General features: G+C 65.7%; 15 protein-coding genes. 5 read left to right on the forward strand and 10 right to left on the reverse strand.

Annotated elements, in window-relative coordinates:
- Positions 1 to 456 precede the first annotated feature (456 nt).
- Positions 457 to 678, reverse strand: coding sequence for a hypothetical protein (locus AC1PLA_RS00220; protein WP_039518066.1), 222 nt, complete (start codon positions 676 to 678; stop codon positions 457 to 459).
- Entirely contained in the window at positions 675 to 9,341 is an 8,667-nt protein-coding gene (locus AC1PLA_RS00225; protein WP_481105318.1) for a glycoside hydrolase family 94 protein, read from the reverse strand. Before AC1PLA_RS00225 ends, AC1PLA_RS00220 begins: the two co-directional genes overlap by 4 nt.
- 397 nt (positions 9,342 to 9,738) lie before the next feature.
- Here AC1PLA_RS00225 and AC1PLA_RS00230 point away from each other — a divergent pair, with 397 nt between their 5' ends.
- Positions 9,739 to 12,195 (forward strand): penicillin acylase family protein, encoded by a 2,457-nt coding sequence (locus AC1PLA_RS00230; protein ID WP_481105319.1) that lies wholly within the window; start codon positions 9,739 to 9,741, stop codon positions 12,193 to 12,195.
- Here the strand turns inward: AC1PLA_RS00230 and AC1PLA_RS00235 are convergent.
- The 7 genes from AC1PLA_RS00235 to AC1PLA_RS00265 all read right to left on the reverse strand — a co-directional run bounded on the left by AC1PLA_RS00235 (position 12,183) and on the right by AC1PLA_RS00265 (position 19,836).
- Entirely contained in the window at positions 12,183 to 13,229 is a 1,047-nt protein-coding gene (locus AC1PLA_RS00235) for an XdhC family protein (protein ID WP_481105320.1), read from the reverse strand. The genes AC1PLA_RS00230 and AC1PLA_RS00235 overlap by 13 nt on opposite strands.
- Positions 13,230 to 13,273: 44 nt before the next feature.
- A complete protein-coding gene (locus tag AC1PLA_RS00240) occupies positions 13,274 to 15,661 on the reverse strand; it encodes a xanthine dehydrogenase family protein molybdopterin-binding subunit (RefSeq protein WP_481105321.1) in 2,388 nt (795 codons plus the stop codon).
- Positions 15,658 to 16,650 carry an FAD binding domain-containing protein gene (locus AC1PLA_RS00245; RefSeq protein ID WP_481105322.1) on the reverse strand — a complete coding sequence of 331 codons (993 nt, stop codon included), beginning with the start codon at positions 16,648 to 16,650 and terminating at the stop codon, positions 15,658 to 15,660. Before AC1PLA_RS00245 ends, AC1PLA_RS00240 begins: the two co-directional genes overlap by 4 nt.
- A complete protein-coding gene (locus tag AC1PLA_RS00250) occupies positions 16,647 to 17,138 on the reverse strand; it encodes a (2Fe-2S)-binding protein (protein ID WP_481105323.1) in 492 nt (163 codons plus the stop codon). The genes AC1PLA_RS00245 and AC1PLA_RS00250 overlap by 4 nt, the downstream gene beginning before the upstream one ends.
- 108 nt (positions 17,139 to 17,246) lie before the next feature.
- Positions 17,247 to 18,374, reverse strand: a complete 1,128-nt coding sequence (locus AC1PLA_RS00255) for an NADH-dependent flavin oxidoreductase (protein ID WP_481105324.1) — start codon at positions 18,372 to 18,374, stop codon at positions 17,247 to 17,249.
- Entirely contained in the window at positions 18,374 to 18,625 is a 252-nt protein-coding gene (locus tag AC1PLA_RS00260; RefSeq protein ID WP_126967483.1) for a hypothetical protein, read from the reverse strand. Before AC1PLA_RS00260 ends, AC1PLA_RS00255 begins: the two co-directional genes overlap by 1 nt.
- A 314-nt stretch (positions 18,626 to 18,939) precedes the next feature.
- On the reverse strand, positions 18,940 to 19,836 hold the full coding sequence (locus AC1PLA_RS00265; protein WP_104554745.1) for a LysR family transcriptional regulator: 897 nt from the start codon (positions 19,834 to 19,836) through the stop codon (positions 18,940 to 18,942).
- A gap of 222 nt (positions 19,837 to 20,058) precedes the next feature.
- Here AC1PLA_RS00265 and AC1PLA_RS00270 point away from each other — a divergent pair, with 222 nt between their 5' ends.
- The 4 genes from AC1PLA_RS00270 to AC1PLA_RS00285 all read left to right on the forward strand — a co-directional run bounded on the left by AC1PLA_RS00270 (position 20,059) and on the right by AC1PLA_RS00285 (position 24,945).
- A complete protein-coding gene (locus tag AC1PLA_RS00270) occupies positions 20,059 to 20,907 on the forward strand; it encodes an SDR family NAD(P)-dependent oxidoreductase (protein ID WP_102583026.1) in 849 nt (282 codons plus the stop codon).
- A 445-nt stretch (positions 20,908 to 21,352) separates the two neighbouring features.
- A complete protein-coding gene (locus tag AC1PLA_RS00275) occupies positions 21,353 to 21,751 on the forward strand; it encodes a BlaI/MecI/CopY family transcriptional regulator (protein WP_024940429.1) in 399 nt (132 codons plus the stop codon).
- Positions 21,752 to 21,753: 2 nt separating this feature from the next.
- On the forward strand, positions 21,754 to 23,604 hold the full coding sequence (locus tag AC1PLA_RS00280) for a M56 family metallopeptidase (protein WP_481105325.1): 1,851 nt from the start codon (positions 21,754 to 21,756) through the stop codon (positions 23,602 to 23,604).
- Between the two features lie 210 nt (positions 23,605 to 23,814).
- Entirely contained in the window at positions 23,815 to 24,945 is a 1,131-nt protein-coding gene (locus AC1PLA_RS00285; RefSeq protein WP_481105326.1) for a saccharopine dehydrogenase family protein, read from the forward strand.
- A 218-nt stretch (positions 24,946 to 25,163) separates the two neighbouring features.
- Here the strand turns inward: AC1PLA_RS00285 and AC1PLA_RS00290 are convergent, their stop codons facing one another.
- A complete protein-coding gene (locus AC1PLA_RS00290) occupies positions 25,164 to 25,952 on the reverse strand; it encodes a DUF1868 domain-containing protein (RefSeq protein WP_065046339.1) in 789 nt (262 codons plus the stop codon).
- Position 25,953: the final 1 nt, after the last annotated feature.

Below are 25,953 nucleotides of genomic sequence, written 5' to 3' on the forward strand. Positions count from 1 at the left end.
GCACAGCGCGTCATGCCCTCGAGGAGCTCGGCTTTTTTATCGCATCCAAGCGACGCGACGAGTCCAAATATTGGGTGTCTTGTGTCTTTGGGTTGCGCGGATAGACCGGATGTAGAGCGGATGATCTGGGGCTTGGCTGCAGGGTCCTTGCCCGCCCACCCTCGCGGGACACGCTGCAATTACGTCCTTGTAAGCTCTTACGCGGCATCCATGCCGCGTAAGGTTCCGCGACGATGGGCGGGCAAGGACCCGTCGGGATGGTCGGTGTGCGTAGCTCTTCTCAAAGCAACCAGCAAAATCTTTGGTGCGGTGTCCTCGCCGATTGCGGGACCGTGTGGCGGCATGGATGCCGCCACCGAGCCCCCAGGGACGGGTTTACGGCGTGTCCCGCGAGCGGTGAGGGCACCGCGCGCTCGATTAACTCAGCGTTTGACTGAATCCAAACGCCTCTACGACTCAGCTCCTTCGCGTCAGTCCGTGACGGTGCAACAGCTGCCGCAAGCGACGTTGCACGCGTTGCAGATCCGCCTCGGCGGCCTCGTCAAGAATGCCTTTGGCCAAGGCATCGAATTGCGGCCAGAACTGGCTGGGGTCGCGCACCCGCTGCGGCCATACCGACAACATTCTGCCCAGATCGGAAAGCTGGTGATTGGTGTGGGTGCGTATGCGTGTGCTCATGTCGCGTCTCCCGGCCAGTCCAGGGCGACAGCGTGGACCGCACCGTCGTCGACCAGAGTGAAAGCAAGCTCGGCTTGCGCTATGCCGTCGATTTCCAGCCGTGGCTCGACACCGGGGCGCTGGGTGACGTCGATGACGTAGGTGCTGGTGCCGAAGCGATAGCGCAGCTGGTACTGGGGCCAGCTGGCCGGGATGCACGGCACGAGGTGCAGGCGCTCGCCATGGCGTTGCAGGCCGAGCAGCGATTCGGTCAGCAAGCGGTACATCCAGCCAGCGGCGCCGGTATACCAGCTCCAGCCGCCGCGGCCGGCGTGCGGCGCCACTGCGTAGACATCGGCCGCCAGCACATAGGGTTCGGCCTTGTAGCGCTGCACGCCCGCCGCGTCGCGGGCGTGGTGGATCGGGTTGATCATGCCGGCCAGTTGCCAGGCCCGCGCGCTGTCGCCCAGATGCGCGAAGGCCATCGTCGCCCACACCGCCGCATGCGTGTATTGACCGCCGTTTTCGCGTACGCCGGGCACATAGCCGCGGATATAGCCGGGGTCGTGTTCGGTACGGTCGAACGGCGGTACCAGCAGCTTGACGATGCCGGTCTCGGCATCCACCAGTTGCTGACGCATCGCTTCCATCGCCTGTGTACCGCGCGCCGGGTCCATCGCGCCGGACAACACTGCCCAACTTTGCGACAGCGAATCGATACGGCATTCGTCCGAGTCGCTCGAGCCCAGCGGCGTGCCGTCGTCGAACCAGGCCCGCCGGTACCAGCGCCCATCCCAGGCATGCTGTTCCAGCGCAGTGCGCAAGGCGTGGGCGTGCGCACGGCAGGTCGCTGCGAATGTCGCATCGTCGCGCTGCACGGCCACGTCTGCGAACCTTAGCAGCGTGTCGTAGAGGAAGAACCCCAGCCACACGCTCTCGCCCTTGCCGTCCTTGCCGACCCGGTTCATGCCGTCGTTCCAGTCGCCGCTGCCGATCAGCGGCAGGCCGCGTTCGCCCAGCCGTGCCATGCCGCGCTGCAAGGCGAGCACGCCGTGCGCATACAGCGACTGCATGTTGGCGGTGATCTGCGGCAGGTCGTAATACGATTCCTCGTCGGGCTTGAGGGCGCGCCCGTCGATAAAGCTCACGCGCTCGTCCAGCACACTGGCGTCGTTGGTGACATCCAGATAGCGGCAGAGCGCCTGCGGCAACCACAGAAAATCGTCCGAGCACTGCGTGCGCACGCCGCGGTCCTGTGGCGGGTGCCACCAATGCTGCACATCGCCCTGCACGAACTGATGCGCGGCGCAGCGCAGCAGATGCGCGCGGCTGAGCGCCGGCTGCGCGTGCACCATCGCCATGCTGTCCTGCAGCTGGTCGCGGAACCCATATGCGCCACCGGACTGGTAATAGCCGCTGCGTGCCAGGAACCGGCAGGCGATGGTCTGGTAGAGCAGCCAGCCGTTGGCCAGCAGATCCACCGCTGGATCGGGCGTGGTCACCTGCACGGTGCCCAGAACCTGCTGCCAATGCGCGCGCACCGCCAGCAAGGCGGTGTGCGCTGCGGCCACGCCACGGCTCTGGCGTGCCAGTGTCAGTGCGGTGTCGCGATCCACCGCCGCGCCCAGGCGGAATACCGTTTCGAAGCTCTGTTCGGCCGCCAGCGTGACCGGGATCTGGATCGCCGCGCACGGGTCCAGGCCGGCACCCACGCGCCCGGACAAACGCTGCCGCGTGAGCGCGGCCGGTGCTGCCAGGCTGCCATTGCGCCCGATGAATTCGCTGCGGTCGGCAGTGATGCTGCGGCTGGGTGCATCGGCATCGAAGAACGCCACGCGCCCGTCGAACTCGGTGTTGTACGGGTTGCGCGCGGTCAGCACGCTGCTGCCCAGATCCACCTCGCTGACCACATGCAGCTGCGAGCGGGCGCGGATGTCGCCCAGCACCCACTCTACATAGCCGGTCACGCTGAGCCGGCGCGGGCGGCCGGAAAGATTCTTCAACCGCAGATGGCTGAACTTGATCGGGCGCTCCACATCCACGAACACCCACAGCTCGCTGCCGATGCCGTGTTCGATATGGCTGTAGACGCTGTAACCGAAGCCGTGGCGCACCGTGTAGCGACCGCTGCCGCGGCATGGCAGCGCCATCGGCGACCACACCTGGCCGGTGTCTTCGTCGCGCAGGTAGAACGCTTCGCTGGAAGCATCGCCGACCGGGTCGTTATGCCACGGCGTGAGGCGGAATTCGTGCGCGTTTTCGGCCCAGCTGTAGCCGGGGCTGCTGTCGCTGACCACCGTGCCGAAGTGCGCGTTGGCCATCACGTTGCACCACGGCGCCGGTGTGGCGGTGCCTTCGTCCAGGGTGATGCGGTATTCGCGGCCGTCGGCGGCGAAGGCGCCCAGGCCGTTGTCGAACAGCACCGGTTCTTCGGCGGCGGCCTGCAGGGTTCGGTCCAGGTAGGCGGCGTGGGTGCTGCTGAGGTAATCGGCGCTGTCCAGTTGCTGGATGGGCTCCAGCAACGGCGGATGCGCACGCGCGCTGGGGTGGCGCTGCAATTGCGCGTCCAGGGTGCCGTTGGCATCGCTGAGGATCGCGCGCGCCACGGTCTGCAGCAGCACGCGGTCTTCCTGCGAGATGTGTTCGATGGCGCGCACGAAGATGCCGCCGGGGCGGTCGAGCACATTGGCTTCGGGGTCGGCGGCGATCAGGCCCACAATCGCGTCCTGCAATTGCTGCCGATAGCCTGCCTGGCTTTCGTTCCAGATCACCAGATCCGCGCGCAGGCCTTTCAGGCGCCAGTACGCGTGCGCCTGCACCAGCTGGCGCACCAGATCCAGATTGTCCGGGTCGGTGATGCGCAATAGCACGATCGGCAGATCGCCGGAGATGGCGTGACTCCACAGCGCCGACTGGCCGCGATGGTTGTGCAGCAACACCTCGCTGTCGGCGCGCAGTTGCGGGTCGACGAACAGCACGCGTGCGGCCAGCCGTTCGTAGAGCATCGCGTCTTCCAGCGAGGCGTTGATCTGCCGGCGGATGACCTGGCTCTGGGTCAGCGCCAGATCGAACACGCGGTCGGCCAGACGGCGGTCGCGGTACTTGTCGATCAAGGCGGTGCAGGCCTCGCGTTGGGTGCCGACGCCGTAGACCATGTCCACCTGCGCCTGTTGATCCGGCGCCAGCGAAATGCGGCAGCGGATCGCCACGATCGGGTCCAGCACCGAGCCGGCCGCGCCGGACAGGCTGGCGTGCGCGTGTGCGTGCAAGGCCAGCGGATTGCGGGTGCTGCGCCCGCGCCCGACAAATGCGGCGCGGTCGGTCTCGTAGGAGATCGACGCCACGTCGGCATCGTGCACTGCCACCAGATGCAGCATCCACGGCTGCGCTTCGTCATGCCCGCGCGGGCGGCGCGTGCATAGCAGCGCCTGTTTGTCGGCCAGGATTTCGGTCTGCACGAACAGGTTGCTGAAGGCCGGATGCGCCTCGTCGGCCTGCGCCGGTGCCAGCACCACTTCGGCGTAGGTGGTGATTTCGATCACCCGCGTCTGCCGCGAGCGGTTGCGGATGCGCAAGCGGCGCAGCTCCACATCGTCTTCGGCGGAAATGGCGATTTCCAGATGGCTGTCGTAACGCTGGTGGCTGCCTTTGAACTCGGCCTTGGCATCGGAAAAGATCGCCTCGTAACGCTCCACCGGCACGCAGGTCGGCTGATGCGCGGCCGACCACACCGCGCCGCTGTCCACATCGCGCAGATAGCAGAACGTGCCCCAGTGGTCGCGGGTGCCGTCTTCGCGCCAACGCGTCACCGCCATGTCGCGCGCGCGGCTGTAGCCACCGCCGGCCGAGGTCAGCATGCCGTGGTAACGCCCGTTGGAGAGCAATTGCAGCGCCGGCTGCGGCAGATTGGGGTCGCGATGGATGCGCAAGGCCATGCCGGCTTCGGTGGCCACCGGGCGCTCGGCGGCGTCGGCCAGGCCTTTGACATACACGCCAGCGCGCGGTGCACGCTCCTGCAACAGCAACAGCGTGGCCTGGAATTGCGGGTCGGCGACAAAGCGCTTCTGCATCGGTGCACCGCGCAATACGTGGTCCAACGCCAGCAGCGCCATGCCCTGGTGATGCGACATGAACGAGCGCACCAGCGCATGCTGTTCGCCACGCGGCACGCGCGAGGGGGTGTAGTCGATCGCCTCGTACAAGCCGAAACGCCCGCCAAATCCCAGCGCCTGCAGTTGCTGCAGATTGCGGCAGGCCGCATCCGGCTCGACCATCAGCGCCATCGCGCTGGCGTAGGGGGCGATCACCAGATCCTGGCCCAGGCCGCGCTTGAGCCCGAGCCCGGGCACACCGAATGCGCGGTATTGATAATTGCGCCGTGTATCGACGGTGTTGTAGCCCGATTCGGACACGCCCCACGGCACATCGCGTGCGGTGCCATAGCGGATCTGCGCCTGCACGGCACCGCGCATCGAACGGCTCAGCAAGGTCTGCGGGTAGCTGGGCATGACCAGATCGGGCATCAGGTACTCGAACATCGAGCCGCTCCACGACAGCAGCGTGGGCTCGGCGCCGGTGTCGGTGAGCGTGCGGCCGAGTGCGAACCAGCTCTCCTGCGGCAACTTGCCCTGGGCGATCGCCACGAAAATGCCCAGGCGCGCTTCGGAGGCGAGCAGATCGTAATGGCCGCTATCCAGGCGATGGTCGTCGACGTTGTAGCCGATCGACAGCAACTGCTGGGCGGGGCTGTAGAGGAAGTCGTAGTCCAGCTGCGCCAGCTGCCCGGCGATATGCGCAAGCCGTTGCAGCTCCTGCACGCGTCCGGCGGCCCAGGTCTGCACGCCGGGTGCGTGGTCGCTGACGGCGAGTTGCCGCAGCGTGGCGACCGTGGCGCCAGGGGGCGGCGTCGCGTGCGCATCGGTACCGGCAAGCGTGGTTGCGCAATGGCCCACTTCGGCCAGGGCCGCCTCGCAGCTGTCGATCAAGCGTTGCGGCCATGGCTCGTCGTCGTCGCTGTCTGGCATCAGCGCCAGGATCGTGTGGCTCTGCGCCAGCAGCAGGCGCAGCGCTTGGTCGGCCTGGTGCAGGCTCAGCGCGGGCTGGCTGCGGATGCTCTGCAAGCTCTGCGACATGGCGTCCAGCGCATTGGCGGCGGCGTCGCTGCGTGTCTGCGTTCGCGATGCCAGCATGCCCAGGGTGTCGGCCAGCCCATCGAACACCGCCATCGACACCGCCGGCGCATCCACCAGTGCCAGCAGGCCTTGCCGCAGCGTCAGCAGATGCCCGACCAGGTTGCCGCTGTCCACGGTGGAGACGTAGCGCGGCAACAGCGGCACTAGCGTTTCGGTGTCGTACCAGTTGTAGAAATGGCCGCGATAGCGCGGCAGCGTTTCCAGCGTGGTCAGCGTATTGGCCACGCGGGCCATGACGCCGGCCACCGTCAGGTAGCCCAGATCGTAGGCGGCCAGATTGGCCAGCAGGCCCAGCCCGATATTGGTCGGCGAGGTGCGGTTGGCCACCACCGTGACCGGGTATTCCTGCACGTTGTCCGGTGGCAGCCAGTGGTGCTGCGCGGTGCAATGGCTTTCGAAGAACGCCCAGGTGCGCCGCGACAATCCACCGAGGAAAGCGCGTTGTTCCTGCGACAACTGCGCCACCGGTGCGGCGGGTTGTTCGCCCAGCCAGGCCATCAGCCAGGGCGCGGCCATCCACGCCAGCCCCAGTGGCAACGCCGCCCACAGCGCCAACGGCGCCCACCACGCCACCGCGGCGATCGCCAATGCCGCGCTGCACGCGGCGCCGGCCATCAGCTGTTGCTCGGCATTGCCACTGCGCGCGCTGCGTTCCACTTCGCTGGATGGCGCCCACTGCAGCAGATGGCGCCGGGTGATCGACATCCGCACCAGCGTGCGGGCGATGGCGGCCAGCTGCATCCCTGCTTCGAACGGCAGGCAGGCCAGCACCACGCCGGTGCGCAGCAGATGCTGACGCAGCCCCACACCGACCTGGCGCGCGTGATGACGCAGCCCCAGGCCCTCGGGCGGATGCGCCAGCGCATACAGCGCCGAACACAGCCCCGGCAGCAGCCATAGCACCAGCAACCACAGCGTCCAGCGCAATGGCGTGGGTGAGCACAACCAGCCGATCAGCAACAGACTCAGCGCGGCCGGGGCCACCAGGCTGCGGCGCAGGTTGTCCAGCAGCTTGCCGCGCGACAACCACGACAAGGGATTGCGCGCGCGCCGGCCACCGCGGTCCGGCACCCACGGCAGCAACCACGGCAGCAACTGCCAGTCGCCACGCACCCAGCGCGCGCGGCGCTTGGCATCGGTGGCATAGCGTTGCGGGTGGCGCTCGTACAGACGCACGTCGCTGAGCAAACCGGCGCGCACATAGCAGCCTTCCAGCAGGTCATGGCTGAGCACGCGGTTATCGGGGAAGCGGCCGGCCAGCACCTGCTCGAAGGTGGCCACGGCATAGATGCCCTTGCCGATGAAGGAGCCTTCGCCGAACAGATCCTGATACACGTCCGAGACCACACGCGTGTACGGGTCGATGCCCGGCTCGATGCCGAACATGCGCGCAAACCGCGACTCGCCGCCCTCGCTCATGCCGGTGCCCAGGCCCGGCTGCAGAATGCCGTAACCGGCCTCGACGATCTGCCCGGCCGCATCCATGCGGGGCACATTCAACGGATGCGACATCGCCCCGACCAGCGCGCGTGCCGCATCGCGCGGCAGGTGGGTGTCGCTGTCGAGCGTGATCACATAGCGCACCTGCACCAGCGCGGCGAGATCGCCTTGCACCTGCAGGAATTCGTGAGCTGCCTGCAGCGGTGCAGCGTTGGCGCAGAGCAGGCGGTTGAGCGCTTCCAGCTTGCCGCGCTTGCGCTCTGCGCCCATCCAGCAGCCTTCGCCCGCGTTCCACTGGCGTGCGCGATGCAGCAGGAAGAAACGATCGCCGTGGGCATCGGCATAGGCCGCGTTGAGCCGGTCGATATGCTGCGCCGCATGTGCCACCAATGCCATGTCGCCAGGCAACAGCGCTTGCGCGGCATCGAGAAAATCGGTGAGTAGCGCGAAGTACAACTGGTCGTCGCGGTTGGCCAGGTAATGCACCTCCAGCGCGCCGACCAGCTCGTCGATGGCCTCGTGACTGGCCAGCATGCTCGGCATCACCACCAGCGTGCGGCAATCGGGCGTGATGCCGGCACGCAGGTCCATGCGCGGCAACGGATGCGGGCGCACCCATAGCGTTGCCACCCAGTTGACCAGGCCAATGCCCAGCTCGCTGGCGGCCAGCAGCGCGATGCCAGCGGTGGTCCACCACAGCGCCGGCGGCAGTGCGCTCACGCCCTGCAGCAGCACGCCGCTCCACAGCACGGCGATCACGGCGATCGGAAGCAGATACACCGGCAGCGCCACGCGTCGCGCGCGTGGGCGCGGTGGGGGCGGCGTATCTGCCGCTGCTGAGTCGCGAAGCGCGGCACGCAGCCGCGGCAATCCCGCATCCACCAGGTAATAGCCCACGTGGCCGGCCACCGGCATCGCGGCATCTGCGTGCGCCGCCAGCTGCAGCACCGCCTCGGCCACGGCCGGCTCGTCGCGCTCCAGGCGCTGCGCCAGCTGTTCCACCACATGCCGGTAGGTATCGCGGGTGTGGAAATCCATGCGCGCATACACGTCGGCCGGATCCTTGCGCAAGGTCTGCTCGACCACGCTCATGGCCTCGACGAAATCGCGCCAATCCATGTCGTCCAGAAACCGCAGGCTGCCGATGCTGTTGCTGATCGCCACCTGCTCGGCCGCCTGGCGTTGGCTTTCGGCGTGCACCAGGCCTTCCACGCTGTGGCCCTCGCTTGCCAGCCATTGCTCCACCCAGGCGCTGGCCATCGACAACACCGGGCCGCGGCCCTGGATGCCGCGCGTCAGCTCGGCCACGAACGCACCGGTGGCCGGTGGCTGTGAGCGCGCCAGATCGGCCACCACCACCACCACGTCCTTGGGTTGCGCCGCCGCCGTGGCGTTGAGCAACGCGGCCCAATGCGCGGCCAGGCGGGTGTCGCGCCCGTCGTGCATGATGTCCTCGGCAATGCGGCGCAGATTGTCGATCAGCGCCAGCCGCAACATGATCGGAATCGCCCACAGCTCGCCGAGCTTGAGCGGCGCCACCTGTTGGTAGGCCGCGATGAAACGGCTCAGCGTGATCGCATCCACGCGCCCGTCGCCATGCGCCACCACCTGCAAGCCCAGCTCGTAGACGCGCGGCAGGCCCACCGACGTTGGCGTGCGCAGACGCGGTAATTGCCGGCTATACCCGGGCGGAAGATGCTGACGCGCCAGGCGCATCTGCTCTTCCACCAGATAATAGTTGTCCAATAACCACTCGCCGGCCGGATGCAGGCGCAAGCCATCGGCAGACATTTCGGCCAATCGCGCTGCGGCCGTGCCAAGCGAGCGCTCGTTGAATTTGAGTTGCGACAGCAGCAGCTCGCGGGTTGGCCCGGTATAGAGCACATGCGCCTGCGCCAGGCTGTGCCCCAGCGCCTCCATCTGCTCGTCGCCAAGCAAGGCCGCGCCTTCAGGCACGGCATCGCGCACCAACGGATGCTGCAGGGTTGCTGCTGGCTGGGTAATCGACTGCCACCAGAGAGAAAATGCAGAAGCCTTCCGCTGTGGCGGCATCGAGACATGACCTGTGCAGCATAAGAGCCGCTAGAACCACGATCATGCGCGCTTGGTCTGGCAGGCATGTGAAGGCACTACGTCGAGGCGTTGCAATCGTTGGCCTGGCGACAGACGCTCATGCGCCACGCGCGCCGATCCGGCAAACCGACGACTGCATGCGCGCCTCCATCGACGCAGCTGCAACGGGCCGTACGCGGATGGTGCAGATTGCCGCCAGACGATGCGCGGCCAGGAGTGCAGACACGATTCGTTTCTCGCGCCGCTGGTTCTCCGGCGACCCGATGCACCACGCACCCCATGCCGCACCCTGCGCGACTGTTTATGGGATAACTGACATGCCGCTGAGTACCACTTTTTTTACCCGCAAGGTGCGCCGCGCATGATCTGGATGAGCATGATTGCGACATGCAAGATCGCGAAAAGCACGATCTTGATCGGCAAGACAGCGCTCTGGTGTCTTGCGGTGTGCCAACTGATGCTCAACAGCGCAGCGGCGGCCCCGCCGACGCACGCCACGCTGACAGTTGCGGGATTGGAGCAGCCCGCGCAGATCCGTGTGGATCGCTGGGGCGTGGCGCATCTCTATGCCAAAACCGACAACGATGCATTTTTCGTGCAGGGCTTCAACGTGGCACGCGACCGCCTGTTTCAGCTGGATCTGCTGCGCCGCAAAGGGCTTGGTCACCTGTCGGCGGCATTCGGACCTGCGTATGTGCAGCAGGATCGCGCCGCGCGGTTGTTTCTGTATCGCGGCAGCATGGCCGAGGAGTGGAGCAGTTACGGGCCCGACGCGCAGCGCGACGTGACGCGGTTTGTCGCCGGCATCAACGCCTACATCGATTGGTTGGGCGCACATCCGCACGCGCTGCCGTATGAGTTCCGCACGTTCTCGTATCGCCCGGAAAAATGGGCGCCGGAAGACGTGCTGCGTATCCGCACCACCGGCCTGAGCCGTAACGTCAAAAGCGAAGTGGCGCGTGCCAAGGTCACGTGCAAGGCCTCGCTTGCTGTTGATGCCGTGCGCCAAAAATTGCAACCGGCCTGGACAACCACGGCGCCTGACGGACTGGATCCTTGTCTGCCCGAAGATGTCTTGAAGGTCTACGAGCTGGCAACGCAAAGCCCCAGGCTCAGCGCCGACACGCACGTGGCAGAGACGCAGACACCGCCATTGCGGCCGGGCGAGGAAGCCTCCGCCGAAGGCAGCAACAACTGGGTCATCGCACCGAAAAAATCCGCCACTGGTCACGCGGTATTGGCCGACGACCCGCACCGTGCCTACAGCGTTCCCAGCCTGCGCTACTTCGTGCACCTCAACAGCCCGAACCTGGACATCATCGGCGCCGGCGAACCGACCGCGCCGGGCATCGCGATCGGCCACAACCAGACCAGCGCGTTTGGGCTGACCATCTTCAACATCGATCAGGAAGACCTGTACGTCTACCGCCTGAACCCGGCCGACAACGCGTCCTATTGGTACAACGGCAAGTGGGAGCCGTTGCGCACGCAGCACGAGCGCATCGCAGTGCGTGCCGGCGCAGCAGTCGACGCGCAGCTGCAATTCACCCGCCACGGGCCGGTGATCTACATCGATGCAGACAAGCACATCGCCTACGCGATCCGCTCGGTGTGGAGCCAGCCCGGCGCCGCGCCGTATCTGGGCTCGCTGCGCTATCTGCGCAGCGGCTCGTTCGCGCAATTCAAGGACGCACTCGCACATTGGGGTGCGCCATCGGTCAATCAGGTCTACGCAGACATCAAGGGCAACATCGGTTGGGCCACTGCCGGCATGACGCCGCGCCGTCCACGCTCGGACGGCTTGCTGCCGGTGCCCGGCGACGGCCGCTACGAGTGGAACGGTTTCTGGAACGCGGATGTCCTGCCGTCATCGAAGAACCCCGCGGTAGGCTTCATCACCACGTCCAACGAGATGAATCTGCCGGCCGGTTATCCGTATGCGCAGCGCAAGATCGGCTTCGAATGGGCCAACGACGCGCGGCATGCGCGCATCACCCAGGTGCTGTCGCAGCTGCCGACGGTGAGCCTGCAGGATTCGGAAAAACTACAAAACGACCAGGTATCGCTGCTGGCGCAGCGCCTGGTCGCCTTGATCGCCCCGCTGCAGGCGCACGACGAGGCCACCACTGCGGCGCTCGGCTTGCTCAAGCCCTGGGACGGCACGGTGAGCGCCACCTCTGCTGCCGCCGCGTTGGAAGAAGTGTGGTTCAGTCGCTATCTCGGCGATGCCTACAAGGCGCTAGTGCTGCGCCCATCCGAGGCAGCCACCTTCGGCATGCCCGATGCAGCGGTATTGATGGATGCGCTTGAACATCCAGGCGCCGCCTTCGGTTCCGCACCGGCGGCACGCCGCGATCAGCTGCTGCTGGAGTCGCTACGCAGCGCGTACCTGGCGCTGGTGGAGCTGCAGGGCCCGGATCCTGCGCAGTGGCAGTGGGGCAAGCTACACGTCAACAAGGTCTCGCATGCGATGAGCGCGGCGGTCGGCAGCGATCGTGCGCTGCTGGATGTTGGCCCGTTCGCCAAGGGCGGCAGCCCGTACACGCCGAATCAATCCAGCTACGACCCCAAGGATTTCCGCCAGACCATCGGCCCATCTGCACGGCTGATCATCGACCTCGGCAATTGGGATAACTCGCGCGCGATGAACTACCCAGGCCAATCCGGCGACCCGGCTAGCCCGCATTATCGCGACCTTGCACCGCTGTGGCTGCAGGGCAGCTATTTCCCGTTGGTGTATACGCGGGCGGCGGTTGATGCGGCGACGGAGCAGATCGTGGATCTGGTGCCGGCCGCACGCCCAGGTTCGGTGCACGCGGGTCACTCCCACTGAGAACGTCCAGACCTCCATTGTTCCAACTCCGCGCAGACGCTCAGTGCAATTCCGGCTGGCCCGGAACTGCCTAAGCGCAGTCCCACCGGAGATCGCAATGTCGGTAGCAGCCTTGCGCGCAGCTCAGGTTTGACGAACCTGAGCAGATCCTCGCGCCGGCGGGCAGGGCCAAGCAGCCCCACGAAGGCGCAAGGCGAGGCTGCCAAGGCCTGCAGCGATTCAAGATCGAGTTCGAAATTGTGGTGCATCAACAGCACCGCATCCGGCGAAAAATCAGCCAACAGCGCCGGGACGGACACCGATGCGTCGAGTGCCCCTGCGCCGCTGCGGTGACGCCACGTCGCGCGCGGCTCCCTGTACCTGGCCTGCCAGCCCAGGTCTTGCAACATCGCCGAAAGGTAGGTCGCCTCGGGGCCGGCCCCCAGCACCAACACGCGCGGCGGTGGCGCAATGCGAATGTTCCAGCAGCGGGACGGTTGCACGTGCTCCGGCAACACCGGCGCAAGCACACGCTGGCTGATGTGCCCCGCACAGCCGAGGTGGATTTCGCCTGAGGCCATGACGGTCACCTCAAGTGGCGCGCCGCCTGCAGACCAGCTGTCGATGGCGGCGTCCAGGCAAGGGACGGCGCTCACTGGAAACAGCGCGACCAGTTGGCGGCCCCGACACCCTGTTGCGCCAGCGGAGAACAGGGCGCTGTCCTCCAGGTTATCGATCTCAAGCAGCTGCAATGTGTTGGTTGCAATCGCCTGCTTGCCGCAGGCAAGCAGGGCAGGTTCCAGGCAACCGCCGCTGAGCCATCCCACATGCCGACCCGACCCGAACAGTGCCAGCGTGCCTTGCCTGGCATACACCGACCCTTCGGTGTCGAGCACGACGGCGAGCGCGGTGGGCACGCCGTCAACGCTGCTGGCGCGCGCTGCGGCAAGCACCACTGCTTGCGCGCCAGCGCTGCGCTCGCTGCACCTGCGCCAATCACAGGGCATCGGCACAGCGGCCGAGAGGCCGCTGTTGATCGAAAGGCTCCCAGCCATCACTCACCTCGGTCGCCAACGCCTGACGCGTGCATCGTGCGTGCTCATCGTCCGGCAAGCTTGTCCAGCGTGATCGGCAGGCTGCGAATGCGTTTGCCGGTGGCATGAAACACCGCATTGCCGATCGCCGGTGCGACGCCGACAACACCGATCTCACCCACGCCCTTGCCGCCCAGCGCGCTTGCCTGCAGGTCGGGAATACCGACAGAGATCACTTGCACCTCAGGCACGTCGGCATTGACGGGCACCGCATAGTCGGCAAAGTTCGCATTGACGGTGCGACCGTCTCGCTGATCGATGTGGCCTTCCTCGAGAAGCGTTTGCCCGAGCCCCATGATCATGCCGCCGATCCACTGGCTCTCGGCCAGTTTCGGATTGAAGATGCGCCCGCTATCGAATGCCGAGACCATGCGTTTGACGCGGATCGTGCCAAAGTCCTCGTCGACGCGGACCTCGACAAACTGCGCGCACCAGCTGTGCGCCGAGACGCCGCCTTCCAGCGCGGTTTTCAGTTGCGCGAAACTGCGATCGGCCTCGTTCTTCATTTGCTCGGTGGCATCGGCGGCGAACGTATTGCCTTCGACCGCCAGGCTGCTCTTTCCGACCGCCTTGAGCAGGTCGGCAATGGCGATACCGCCACGACGGCGCCGCGCGGGCCGGATGTAGCCGTCCTTGTAGACGAGTTCGGCAGGCCTGGAGCCCGCCAGCGGCGAGCGCGGGTCGGTCGCTGCAAGCGCCAGCAGAAGCGCACGCGCATTTCGCGCTGCACGGTCGACTGCGCCGGCCAGGTTGTTGGCTTGCTGCGAGCCACCGGCAAGCGCGGAGCGGGGCAGCACGGTGTCGCCCAGGCGAACCACGACATTTGCGACAGGCACGCCCAGGGCCGCCGCTGCGGTTTGCGCAAGGATGGTGTAGGTGCCGGTTCCGATATCGGTACCGGCGCTGAGTACCTCGATCTTTCCGCTGTCGTGGAACACGAGCCTGGCTTCACTGGCGGTGCGGATCATCGGATAGGCGCCTGCCGCCATGCCATAGCCGATCAGCTCGCGACCCTCGCGCATCGAGCGCGGTTGCGGGTTGCGCTTCCACCAGCCGATCGCTTCTGCGCCAGCCGCATAGGCTTCGCGCAGCTGCCGTGTCGTCCACGGCAACTTGCTGCTGGGATCGATGTCGGCCCAATTGGCCAGGCGCAAGGTGATCGGGTCCATGTCCAGCGCGTAGGCCAGCTCGTCCATGGCGCTTTCCAGCGCGTATGCACTTGGATTCTCGCCGGGGCCGCGCTTCCATCCGGGCATGACGGTGTGCACCGGAACCACGCTCAGCCGGGACGAAAAGTTCGGTGTGGCATACATGATCTTGGTGACGTTGTTGCAGGCCTCGACATGCACCTCGTCGATCGCCGTCTCGTTCCAGCTCTCGTGGACGATCGCGCTGATTCGTCCATCCTGCGATGCACCGATGGATAGCGTCTGCCGCGTTGCAGGGCGCCCGCCCAGGCCGGTAAAGGTCTGTGGTCGGGTCAGCGAGACCTTGACAGGCCTGCCCAGCTGCCGCGAAGCCGCGCATGCCAGGCCCACATGCGGATGCGCCCCGATCTTGGAGCCGAACCCACCGCCCACGTAAGGCGAGATGACCCGTACCTTCTCGATATCGATGCCCAGCCATTCCGACACCACGCGTCGCGCGCCTCCCACCCACTGGCTGGGCTCCCAGACGGTCATCTGGCCGTCCTGCCACCAGGCGATACAGGCATGCGGCTCCAACGGCACGTTGTATTCGCGCGCGGTCGTGTACGTGACATCGACCTTCACTTCGGCGCTGGCCAGTGCTGCTGCAGCATCACCCCAGCTCGCACCCATCGCATCGACAACCTGCGGTGTCGCCTTGGGATCGTTGAGGTCGAGGATGGGCACGGCATCTTCGTAATCGATCTTGAGCAGGTTGGCCGCTTCGGTTGCCTGCTCGAAGGTGTCGGCGACCACGAGCGCGAGATGCATGCCGTTGAATCGGATCACATCGTCCTGTAGTGGCGTAAATTCTTCGGTCGCGCCGCCGCCCTTGCTGTAGACCGTGGGCTTGTTGAGCTTCAAGGGATGCTGCGGGGTGTAGACATCGATCACCCCGGGCAAGGCCAGGGCAGCCGATGTGTCGATACCGACCACCCGCCCGGCAGGGCGGGTGGATTGCACGGTGACGCCATAGGCCATGTTCGGCAGCGTCTGTTCGATCGCATAACGGGCACTGCCCGTGACTTTCAACGGACCTTCCGCGCGCGACAGACGCGCACCCAATGGCGATTCGGCGTGGGTAGGCACACTTGCGGCGGCTTCCTCACTGGCCAGGCCAACGCCGGTGGCGGCAACCGTCGCTGCACCCACGCCCAGTTTGATGAAGGTGCGGCGGTCAAGTTCCAGTTCGGTCTTGCGGGTCATGCGATGCCTCCTACTTGCATCAGAGCGCGTGCCACCACGCTGGGCGTCAGAGCGATCTTGAACGCGTTGTGTCCGCTCGCCTTCGCGTCGTCGACCGATGCTGCGGCTGCAGTGCGCAACGTTCTCTCGTCGAGCATGGCGCCGTTGAGCAATGCTTCGACCTGGTGCAATCGCCAGGGCTTGGTCGCAACACCACCTACGGCGATGCGCGCCTGCCGAATGGTGGTGGTGTCGGCTTCCAGTTCTAGACCGACCGCGGCGCTGGCCGCAGCGAACTCGTAGGACGCGCGATCACGGACCTTGAGATAGTGCGAGCGCTTCAGTGCGGGCGAGCGCGGGATTTCAATCCCGACGATGATCTCGCCCGGTCGTAACGCGTGCTCAAGATGCGGCGTCTGCCCTGGAAGCAGGAAGAAGGCATCGACCGAAATCCGCCGTTGCGTGGATCCCTGGAGAAGGACCACCGCATCGAAGGCCACCAGCGACACCGCAAGATCGCCCGGATAGATGGCGATGCAGGCATCGCTGGTTCCGAACACGGCATGATTCCGGTTCATACCGTCCATCGCAGCGCATCCGGAGCCGGGGTTGCGCTTGTTGCAGTTCGAATAGGCGCCGGGATCGCGGAAGTAGGTGCAACGGGTCCGCTGCATCAGGTTGCCGCCAATGGATGCCATGTTGCGCAATTGCGCCGAGGCGGCACGCCACAGGCTCTGGGACAGCGCAGGAGCGAGCTGCTGGATGTCGGGGTGATCGGCAACCCTGCTCATCTTGGCAAGCGCGCCGATACGGATGACATCGGCCGAGATCGCGATGGTGTCCAGGCTCTGGAGTCCGGTGAGATCGACCAGGCGTGCAGGGCGCTCGACGTGGAGCTTCATCAGATCGAGCAGGGTGGTTCCTCCGGCAAGGAACTTCGTCTCCGGTTTGCCGCCTTCGGCAATCGCCATGGCGGCATCCTGTGCACGCAGGTAGTCGAAGCTCCTCATCGCACGGTCTCTTTCTCAAGGCGGCCGGCCGCATCGCGCACGGCCGCGACAATATGGGGATAGGCGCCACAGCGACAGAGATTGCCGCTCATGTACTCGCGAATCTCGCTGTCAGTACTTGCGTGACCTTCGCGGATGCAGGCGACGGCCGACATGATCTGACCAGGCGTGCAGTAACCGCATTGGAAGGCATCGTGTTCGACGAATGCACTCTGGACCGCGTGCATCACACCATCGGGCCCCTGCAAGCCCTCGATCGTGGTGACCTGATGGCCCACTGCCTGGACCGCCAAGGTGAGACAGCTCAGGACGCGTTCGCCATCCAGATGTACCGTGCAGGCCCCGCACTGTCCGTGGTCGCAGCCCTTCTTCGTTCCCGGCAGGCCGGCATGTTCGCGCAGCGCGTCGAGCAGTGTTGTACGCACGTCGACGCGAAGTCGATGGCGCTGGCCATTGATGTCGAGCGTCAAGGGAAGGGTTGCTGACATCGCATTTCCTTTTGAAGGTGGGGCTAAGGGATCGCGCGTGGGCATCTGGCTTGCGGCCGTGGCCGGTATTCCCACTGCCGGCCGGCCAACACCACATCTCCGCTGGACTCAGGCGGCTTTTCGAACGTTGAACCACCCTGTGGTGTTCGCGATAACCGCCCAAAGCTTGGCGGGAATGGCAAGACGCTGAACGTCGGACGCGGCGATATCGAATGCGACCTCTCCCTGTGCATCGCCTGTCGCGAAGTCGACCCAGTCCGGATTCATCACCAGCCCCTGGCCGACCGCGACCACACCGACTCCCGCAGCAAGCGCGTCCTCGGCGTGTTCCGGTGTCCGGATCTGGCCGGCTGCAATGAGCGGCACGCGGCCAGCCAGATGGTCCCGCAGGACTTCAATGATCCTCGGGCCGTCGGGTGCATCGACCGGGCGCGCTTCAAGCGCATCCCCCAGCGACACATGCAGATAGTCAACACCGCTATCGATCAGGCGATCGACCAGCGCGAGTGATTCGGCAATGCGTAGGCCGTCCGCATGCGGTTCGTCGACGGTGATGCGATAGCCCAGCACAAATGGTGTGCTGGCATGGCGTGCGATGGCGTCACGAACGGCCTGCACCACCGCGACAGGAAAGCGCATGCGGTGATCGAGGGAGCCGCCCCAACGATCGGTCCGGCGATTGAAATGTGGGGACAGGAAGTTCTGCAGCAGGAACCCGTGCGCGCCATGCAGCTCGACACCGTCGAAGCCTGCCTCGATGGCACGACGGGTTGCCTCGCCGAAGGCACGCACAACGCCCTGGATTTCCTCATCGGCAAGCGCGCGCGGCACGACTGCCGGGGCATAGGGGCCAGCGTCGCCGGCAACCGCACTTGCGGCAACAATGTCCGAGACCAGTTCCGGGCTTGTCTTGACGCCGGCGTGGAAGAGTTGAAGGATCGCCGGCGCACCCCCGCTCTTGGCAGCGGTTGCAAGCCGCCTCAGGCTAGGAATGAAGCGGTCGTCATACGCGGCGAATTCGTCGGTGAATCCGATCCCGTTTTTCTGCACATGCGTACAACCGGTAATCACCAGTCCCACGCCTCTGACACGTCGCCGGTAATAAGCCTCCTCTGCAGCGGACACCGTGCCGTCGGCATTGCCAGCCCATGTGGTCATCGGAGCCATCGCGATGCGGTTGCGCAGCGTCAGGCCATTGCCAAGCGAGAAAGGTTGGAGAAGCGCTGTTGAATTCATTACAGGGGTTCCATCATTTGCAAGAGTTGAAAGCTGTTTGTACGAGTTCTTGAAAGATCAACGTCCTCAAAGCGCCCGCTCACCTGATCGACAGGGCGATGGCGCTGAAGCACATCGAAACGTCCACAGAGAAAGTGATCCGGCATCGGCGCACGCTCACCACAACGGCGCCCGGTGCAGACGCGAACCGGAGCTACCAATGCTTCAGGCAGTTCGGTTCCAACCCCCATGCCTGCCAGGATCGGGTTCAAGTTGGAAAGGCCAGGGTTTTCCGGGTTTGGGAGACTGCATGGTCTGGATTCCTGCTCAGATACGCGCACACGGACGGTGACCCTTGCGCGTTGTCGAGATACCAAGACCATGGACACGGTGATGGGCCGTGCTTGCACACGTGCCTGATCGGGTTCGGGTCTTGAGCGGCGATACGCTGGGAAGACTTGCCCGAACGACGATAGGCCGTTGGCGATTAAGAGACTAGATGGCTAATTTCGAATGTGCCTAGAAGGCCGTTTTCTTAGTCGGCCGTATTGGCCGAGTGCCGGCGTTGAGCCGGCCTGCAGCGATGTCACGGGCGGCGGTAGCGAAGCGCTTCGAGCACCAGCGCAAACGCCGGCGCGTGTTGTCGGCGGCTCGGGTAATACAGGTGATATGCCGGCCGTGGCGGCGACCAGGCACCAAGCACCTGCACCAGTGCGCCGTCTTCGAGGTCGGCGGCCACCTGGTCTTCCGGGAGATAGGCCAGGCCCAGGCCGTCCAGCGCGGCCTGGTGCATCATCCGCAATGAACTGAAAGTGGCCCGGCCGTCGATGCGCACTTTCAATTCGCGCCCGCCCTTGTAGAACTCCCACGCGTACGTCCCCCCATGGGTGGGCAGGCGCAGCCTCAGGCAGCTGTGCTGCGTTAGATCGTTGGGGCTGACCGGGCGTTTTCTGTTGGCGAAGTAAGCGGGCGCCCCGACGACGGCGAAGCGGAAATCGCGGTTGAGCGGCACCGAGATCATGTCCTTGTCGACCTGCTCGCCCAGCCGCACGCCTGCGTCATAGCGGTCGGCCACGATGTCTCTCAACGCGTACTCGCTGATGATTTCGATGTTGATGTCGGGGTATTCGCGCAGCATTGGCGCAAGCCGCGGCCAGAGAATGGTTTCGGCCGCGTGTTCGACGGTGGTGATGCGCACCGTGCCCGCCGGCTTGTCGCGCATGCTGCTGAGCGCGGCGATCTCGATTTCGATTTCGTCGAAGTGCGGGCCGATGCGGTTGAGCAGGCGTTCGCCGGCCTCGGTGACCGACACACTGCGCGTGGTCCGCGTGAGCAAGGTGAGACCCAGACGCGCTTCGAGCGTTCGAACCGTATAGCTCAGCGCCGACTGCGAGACCCCCAGTTGGGCGGCTGCTCTGGTGAAGCTCTGCTCGCGCGCGACTGCGATGAAGGCCAGGAAGTCGTTGACGTTATCTCGGCGCATTCATAAATCCAGTTTATAGGTGCATGCGGATTATATGGGCTAATCAGTTAATTGGCCTTGCGCTATGTTGCATCCAACAGCTGCCGATTGGCCAGCAGAACACACATGGCCATTGCAGATCCCGTGCGCGGGCGCTGCACGCGTAGGGCTGCAGTTGTCACGTCCTTTCACCACCTGCGCGATGCGTGGGTGACAGCCGATCAACACACAGAGATAGATCTCATGACCGACAACAACGTTTGGTTCATCACTGGCACCAGCCGAGGGCTGGGGACCGATATCGCCCGGCAAGCATTGGACGCCGGCCACCGCGTCGTCGCCACGGGGCGCAATGCCGATAACGTATCGAAAGCGATCGGGTCACACGACAATCTGCTGGCTATCGCGCTCGATATCACCGACCCGCACGCCGCGCAGGCCGCAGCGCAGCTCGCGGTCGATCGCTTCGGTAGCATCGATGTGCTTGTGAATAACGCAGGCAACTTCTACGCCGGTTATTTCGAAGAGATCAGCGACGCGCAATTCCGGGCGCAGATGGAGACGAACTTCTTCGGCCCCTTGAATGTCACGCGCGCAGTTCTGCCGATCATGCGCAAGCAGCGCAGCGGTCAGGTGATCACCGTCACCTCCACCGCCGCCTTCGTGGGCATGGAATTTTGCGCAGCGTATGCGGCCTCCAAGTTCGCGCTGGAAGGCTGGGTCGAGTCGCTGCGTTATGACGTGAAGCCGTATGGCATCGAGGTGATGGCGGTCGAGCCGGGATTCTTCCGGACCGAGCTGCTGGTCGAAGGCGCCTCGACGATCTGGCCCGAACTCTCCATCGAAGACTACGCGGCGCGCACGGCGCAGACGATTGCTGCATGGAAGGGCATGAACGGCCAACAAGGTGGCGATCCTGCAAAGCTCGCCGCTGCGCTGGTAGCGCTGTCCGGCGCCGACGAGCTGCCACTGCGCTTTGTGGCCGGCGCCGACGCCATGGACATCGTCGAAGCCGATCTGAAAACCGTTCAAGCGCAGATTGATGCGCAACGCGACTTGTCCGCGTCGCTGTCCTTCGATGCAGCTGCATAGACCCGCAACGCGTCTTTGCTGATCGCCGCATTGATGCCATTGCAACTGACAGGACGTTTCGCGCTGGTGACCGGTGCGAACAGCAGAATCGGGGCGGCGACAGTCGCCTCCCCAGCCTATCGTCCGTTCGGGTCGTGCAGTCTTGAACGGACCTTATTTCCCTGGCAGTAGTGCAAAGATCGCACGCAGCCCCTCCAGCTGGTTGGCCATCCTGGAAGTCGGAGCCAGCCATGGAGTGGGCGCGTGCGCTTTCGTAGAGCTGTGGAAGATCCACGGAGCAGTAGAGCGACCGGTTCTTCATTCTCAGCCCTTGCCTGCAGCGTGCTCACAAGCCCGCCCGCGTGCCGCCGAGTTCCGCACCGCGGCAACGCTCTCCTTGCCGCCCCTGCCATCCGACCTATTGACTACAGTTGTCGTCACGCTTACGGTAGCGACAACTGTAGTCATGGAGAGCGGCATGCGTGGCAAGACCATCGGGGACCAGGAGCTGGCCCTGTTGCAACACATCGAGGAACAACGGCAGGCCAGTGTCGGCGAAGTGGCGGCCGCGTTCGGTGAGCCGCGTGGGCTGGCGCGCTCGACCGTGCTGACCATGATGGAGCGCTTGCGCGCCAAGGGCTTCCTGCGCCGCGAGCAGGTAGACGGCATGTACCGCTACAGCGCCACCAGCGGGCAGGACGCGGTGGTGCGCTCGGCGGTGGGGCAGTTCGTGGAAAAGACCTTGCAGGGCTCGGTGTCGCCGTTCGTGGCGTGGATGTCGCAGCGCGCCGAGGTCAGCGACAGCGAGCTGGCCGAGCTCGAAGCCCTGGTCGCCAAGCTGCAGTCGCAGCGCAAGGAGGATTGAGCATGTCGCCAATGATCGAAGCCTTGCTTTGGAGACTGGGTGCCACCAGCGTGCAGACCGCCGCGCTGGCGTTGGCGGTGTGGGCGCTGTGCCGCGGCGTGCGGCGGCTGCCGGCCACCACGCAGACCTGGCTGTGGTGGCTGGTGGGAGTGCAGGCGGTGATCGGCCTGCTGTGGAACGCGCCGCTGCAGTTGCCGGTGTTGCCCGCAGCCACGCCCACGCCTGCCTTGATTGCCGGCAATAGCCTGGCGCCGATGGTGATGGCCAATGCCAATGCCACTGCATCCGGCGCCAGCGCGGTCGCCAGTGCGGGCGCGGCAGACGTGCTGCAGGGTGCAAGCGGTCCGTCCTGGGCGCTGTGGCTGGCCGCATTGTGGGTTGCCGGCGTTGCAGTGATGGCGCTCGGCACAGTGCGCGCATACCGACGCAGCCGCGCCCTGGTACGCGCTGCCGCACCGTGCACCGATCGTGCCCTGGTCGCCGCACTGCGCATGGCAGCAGAAGCGCATGGCCTGTCGCAGCCGCCGGAAATACGTCTGTCGCAGCAGATCGCCTCGCCGCAGTTGATCGGTCCCTGGCGCCCGGTCTTGCTGCTGCCCGCCGCACGCCTGCCGCACATGGCCGACGACGATCTGGATATGGCGCTGACCCACGAACTGATCCATCTGCGTCGGCGCGATCTGTGGTGGGGCTTGTTGCCGTCGCTGGCCCAGCACCTGTTCTTCTTCCATCCGCTGGTGCATCTGGCCGCGCGCGAATACGCCACTGCCCGCGAGGCCGCCTGCGATGCCGCGGTGGTCGCAGGCCACCGTCATTGCCGCCACGACTACGGCCGGCTGTTGCTGCAACTGGGCGTGGCACCGCGCCCGAACGGCGGCGTGGCCAGCGCCTCACCGTCCTTCCTCAGCCTCAAACGGAGATTGCTCATGTTGCAGAACCCGACCTCGTTCCCGCGGTTTGGCGCGGCCCTGATCCTGGGCGCGGTGGCCATCACCGGCGTGCTGCCGCTGCGCCTGGTGGCGATGCCCGCCGCGCCGGCTGTTGCTGCCGCATCAGCGGCCGCACCGGCCAAACCAGCTGCCGGCGTGTCCAGCACAGCGGCACCGGCCACTGCCGCCGCTGCAGCTGCACCGGCAACTGCGGCAGCAACCGCCGCACCGGCAAACGCCGCCGCACCGGCTGCAGCGGCGTCATCCACCAGCCAGACCTTCACCACCACCTCCACGCACGGCCAGATCAACCTGTCGCATGACCCCGACCGCGATGCCTACGTGCTGCTGCAGGGCAACGACAGCGTCATGAATGGCTCGGTGGACGATCTCAAGCATGTGCGTCGTCTGGCCGGCAAGGATGGCCAGCTGATGTGGTTCCGCAAGGATGGCAAGCAGTACGTCGTGCGCGATCCCGACACCTTCAAGCGCTTGAATGCGGTGTATGCGCCAGTCACCAAACTGGGCCAGGCGCAGGGCGCGCTGGGCGAGCGCCAGGGCGAGCTTGGCGAGCAGCAGGGCGAGTTGGGTGCGCAGATGGGTGAGCTGGGTGCACGTGCTGCTGACGCGGCCGCAAAGCACGTCAATGCATCCTTGCTCGACACCGATGCGCGCACACAGCAGGCCGCCGAGCGTGCGGCGCGGGAAGCAGAACGCGCAGTACGTCAGGCCGAACAGGCCATGCAGCGCAGCGGCGCCCAGCAGCGGATGCAGGCCCTGGCCAGGCAGCAGGCGGCGCTCGCCACCGAGCAGGCAGATCTGGCCAGCCAGCAGGCCGCTGCCAGCGTCCGCGCCGACAAGGAAGCCCAGCGCATCATGCGCGAGGCGATCGCACAGGGGCTGGCCACGCAGATCGAGGGCTGATCGCCGCAGGCCGCTGCTCGCCGAGACTGTGCAGCACGCGCAGACCGCGAGCAGCTGGCGCCATCTCGGCGGAGGCAGTGACTGGCGTCAAACCGGCTCGGCGCCGCACGCGCCATGCAGGCACGTGCGGCGGCCGACACACGGTGATGGTGACTCGGTGACCCCGTTGCTCGCCGATACTGTGGAGCAGGCGCAGACGGCGAGCAGACAATGACGTACCGGGTGGTGGTATTGGGGGGCTTCGGGCATTTCGGCGCGCGCATCGTGCGGGCGCTGGCGGCGACGGCGCAACTGCAGGTGATCGCGGCGGGACGGCATCCCGGCGATGTGGCGGCCCGGTGGCCGGATGTGGCGCCCGGTCGCATCGCGTGCTGTCGCCTGGATATCGACGCAAGCGATTTTGCCGCGCAACTGGCGGCCACTGCCGCAGATGCGGTGGTGCACACCGCAGGCCCGTTCCAGGGCCAGGATTACGCCGTGGCGCACACCTGCCTGCAGGCCGGCATGCACTACATCGACCTGGCCGACGGCCGCGCGTTTGTCCGCGATTTCCCCGCGGCAATGGACGCAGTGGCAAGGCAAGCGCAGCGTGTGGCCATCAGCGGCGCCAGCACCTTGCCCGCGCTGTCGAGTGCCGTCATCGATGCCTTGCTGCCGCGTTTTTCGGCGTTGCATGACATCCGCATGGTCATCGCACCCGCGCAAGGCACACCGCTTGGCCTGGCCACCGTGCGTGCGGTGTTGTCGTACTGCGGCACGCCGTTCGCATGGCTGCATGAGGGCCGCTGGCAAACGGTGGTGGGCTGGGCCAGACCCACGCAGGTGGAGTTCGCGCAGCTCGCGCCGCGGCTTGCGTCGCCCTGCGATGTGCCCGATCACGATCTGCTGCCCCCGCGCTATCCAGGCGTGCAGAGCGTGCAGTTTCGCGCCGCGTTGGAGGTGCCGTTCCTGCAGCGCTGCCTGGCCGGTGTCGCCTGGATGCGTCAGCACGGTGTGCCATTGCCGATGGCGCGCCTGGCCGAGGTGTTTGCACGTGCGGCACGCTGGTTTGATCGCTTCGGCACCGACCTTGGTGGCATGCGCGTAGAGCTGCGTGGCATGAGCCATCCCCAGGCTGGCGAGCCCAGGCCGCTGCGACTGCAGTGGGACCTCACCGCCGCGATGCTGCACGGCCCGGAAATCCCGTGTTTCGCCGCGATCCTGCTGGTGCGCAAGCTTGCCGCAGGGCAGGCGTTACCGATCGGCGCGCATGCCTGCATGGGCTTGTTGACGCTAGCCGAATTCGAGCAGGAGTTTGCAGCGTGGCAGATGGTGACCGAGGTGTCGGACGTGCGTGTCTGAGGACACGCTGTGCACGACCGCTGCAGACGCACGCATCACCACACTGTGCGCAACACCTAACACCAGTACGTCACAACCAACGTGCCAGGGAGTAGAGCCCCTCTCCCGAGGGGAGAGGGGCTTTACAGCGCTGCGCGTCTCCACACGGCCAATGATCAGCTTGCAGCGCCGCAGCAGGTGTCGTTACACGCACAACAGATGGCCATACGCACTCAACTTCACACCTCGCGGATCGTACGAAACGCATACATGTCGTTGAACGTGCAGAAGTGGAAACGCGGCACAGTGATCGGGCCGGCGGCAGCCAGGCGCTTCAGCCACACGCCCACCGCACCGTGATAAGCCGCCTGTTCGTCGGCATCGAGCGTCTCGCACAGATAGGCCAGCGAGATGTGGAACCGGTAGTGGCTGTAGTCCGGGCGCTGCAGTAGCGTCAACGCCATCAGCCCCTTGCGCGCCGTCTCCAGCCGCTGCGCGGTGGCCGCATCGGCAGGCAGCAACGGAATCAGCAGATTGTCATTGCTGCCGGTCATGGCCGCGGTGGGGTCGACCACAAACCGGCACGCCCCCAGCGGGGTGGTGTTGCGCTGCTGCAACCGCGACAGGAAGCTGGCGTTGATGTCGGCCAGCGCAGCATCGCGCGCCAGATCGCTCGGCCACGGCCCGTGCGCGCGGTCGGTTTCATTGACCCCGCCCAGCAAGGTCACGTGATAGCTGCTCGGCGGCAGCACGGCGAGCTTGTTGGCAAAGCCGTGCTCAGGCAGCTCGCGGTAGATATCCAGCACCCGGTCGAAGCTGGCGTAGCCATCGCCCTGCTGCTCAAGATGGCCGACAAACGTGTTGCCGGCAAACGGCATCGGCCGCCTGGAGCGCAGGAACTTGCGGCCCACATCCGCGGGCGGCGCTGCACCGGCAAGCGAGGGTAGTGCGGTTGCCAGCAAGGACGCGCCGGCGGCGCCGGTGAGCAGACGACGGCGGCTGAAGGTGGTATCCAGACATGACGACATG

The sequence above is a fragment of the Xanthomonas sp. NCPPB 1826 genome, assembly GCF_056725285.1.

Excerpts from the sequence above, each read along its gene's own strand:
- AC1PLA_RS00290 (WP_065046339.1), bottom strand. The coding sequence starts at position 25,952 with ATGTCGTCATGTCTGGATACCACCTTCAGCCGCCGTCGTCTGCTCACC.
- AC1PLA_RS00265 (WP_104554745.1), bottom strand. The coding sequence starts at position 19,836 with ATGCGCCGAGATAACGTCAACGACTTCCTGGCCTTCATCGCAGTCGCG.
- AC1PLA_RS00285 (WP_481105326.1), top strand. The coding sequence starts at position 23,815 with ATGACGTACCGGGTGGTGGTATTGGGGGGCTTCGGGCATTTCGGCGCG.
- AC1PLA_RS00230 (WP_481105319.1), top strand. The coding sequence starts at position 9,739 with ATGATTGCGACATGCAAGATCGCGAAAAGCACGATCTTGATCGGCAAG.
- AC1PLA_RS00250 (WP_481105323.1), bottom strand. The coding sequence starts at position 17,138 with ATGTCAGCAACCCTTCCCTTGACGCTCGACATCAATGGCCAGCGCCAT.
- AC1PLA_RS00240 (WP_481105321.1), bottom strand. The coding sequence starts at position 15,661 with ATGACCCGCAAGACCGAACTGGAACTTGACCGCCGCACCTTCATCAAA.
- AC1PLA_RS00275 (WP_024940429.1), top strand. The coding sequence starts at position 21,353 with ATGGAGAGCGGCATGCGTGGCAAGACCATCGGGGACCAGGAGCTGGCC.
- AC1PLA_RS00220 (WP_039518066.1), bottom strand. The coding sequence starts at position 678 with ATGAGCACACGCATACGCACCCACACCAATCACCAGCTTTCCGATCTG.
- AC1PLA_RS00280 (WP_481105325.1), top strand. The coding sequence starts at position 21,754 with ATGTCGCCAATGATCGAAGCCTTGCTTTGGAGACTGGGTGCCACCAGC.
- AC1PLA_RS00235 (WP_481105320.1), bottom strand. The coding sequence starts at position 13,229 with ATGGCTGGGAGCCTTTCGATCAACAGCGGCCTCTCGGCCGCTGTGCCG.
- AC1PLA_RS00245 (WP_481105322.1), bottom strand. The coding sequence starts at position 16,650 with ATGAGGAGCTTCGACTACCTGCGTGCACAGGATGCCGCCATGGCGATT.
- AC1PLA_RS00270 (WP_102583026.1), top strand. The coding sequence starts at position 20,059 with ATGACCGACAACAACGTTTGGTTCATCACTGGCACCAGCCGAGGGCTG.
- AC1PLA_RS00225 (WP_481105318.1), bottom strand. The coding sequence starts at position 9,341 with ATGCCGCCACAGCGGAAGGCTTCTGCATTTTCTCTCTGGTGGCAGTCG.
- AC1PLA_RS00255 (WP_481105324.1), bottom strand. The coding sequence starts at position 18,374 with ATGAATTCAACAGCGCTTCTCCAACCTTTCTCGCTTGGCAATGGCCTG.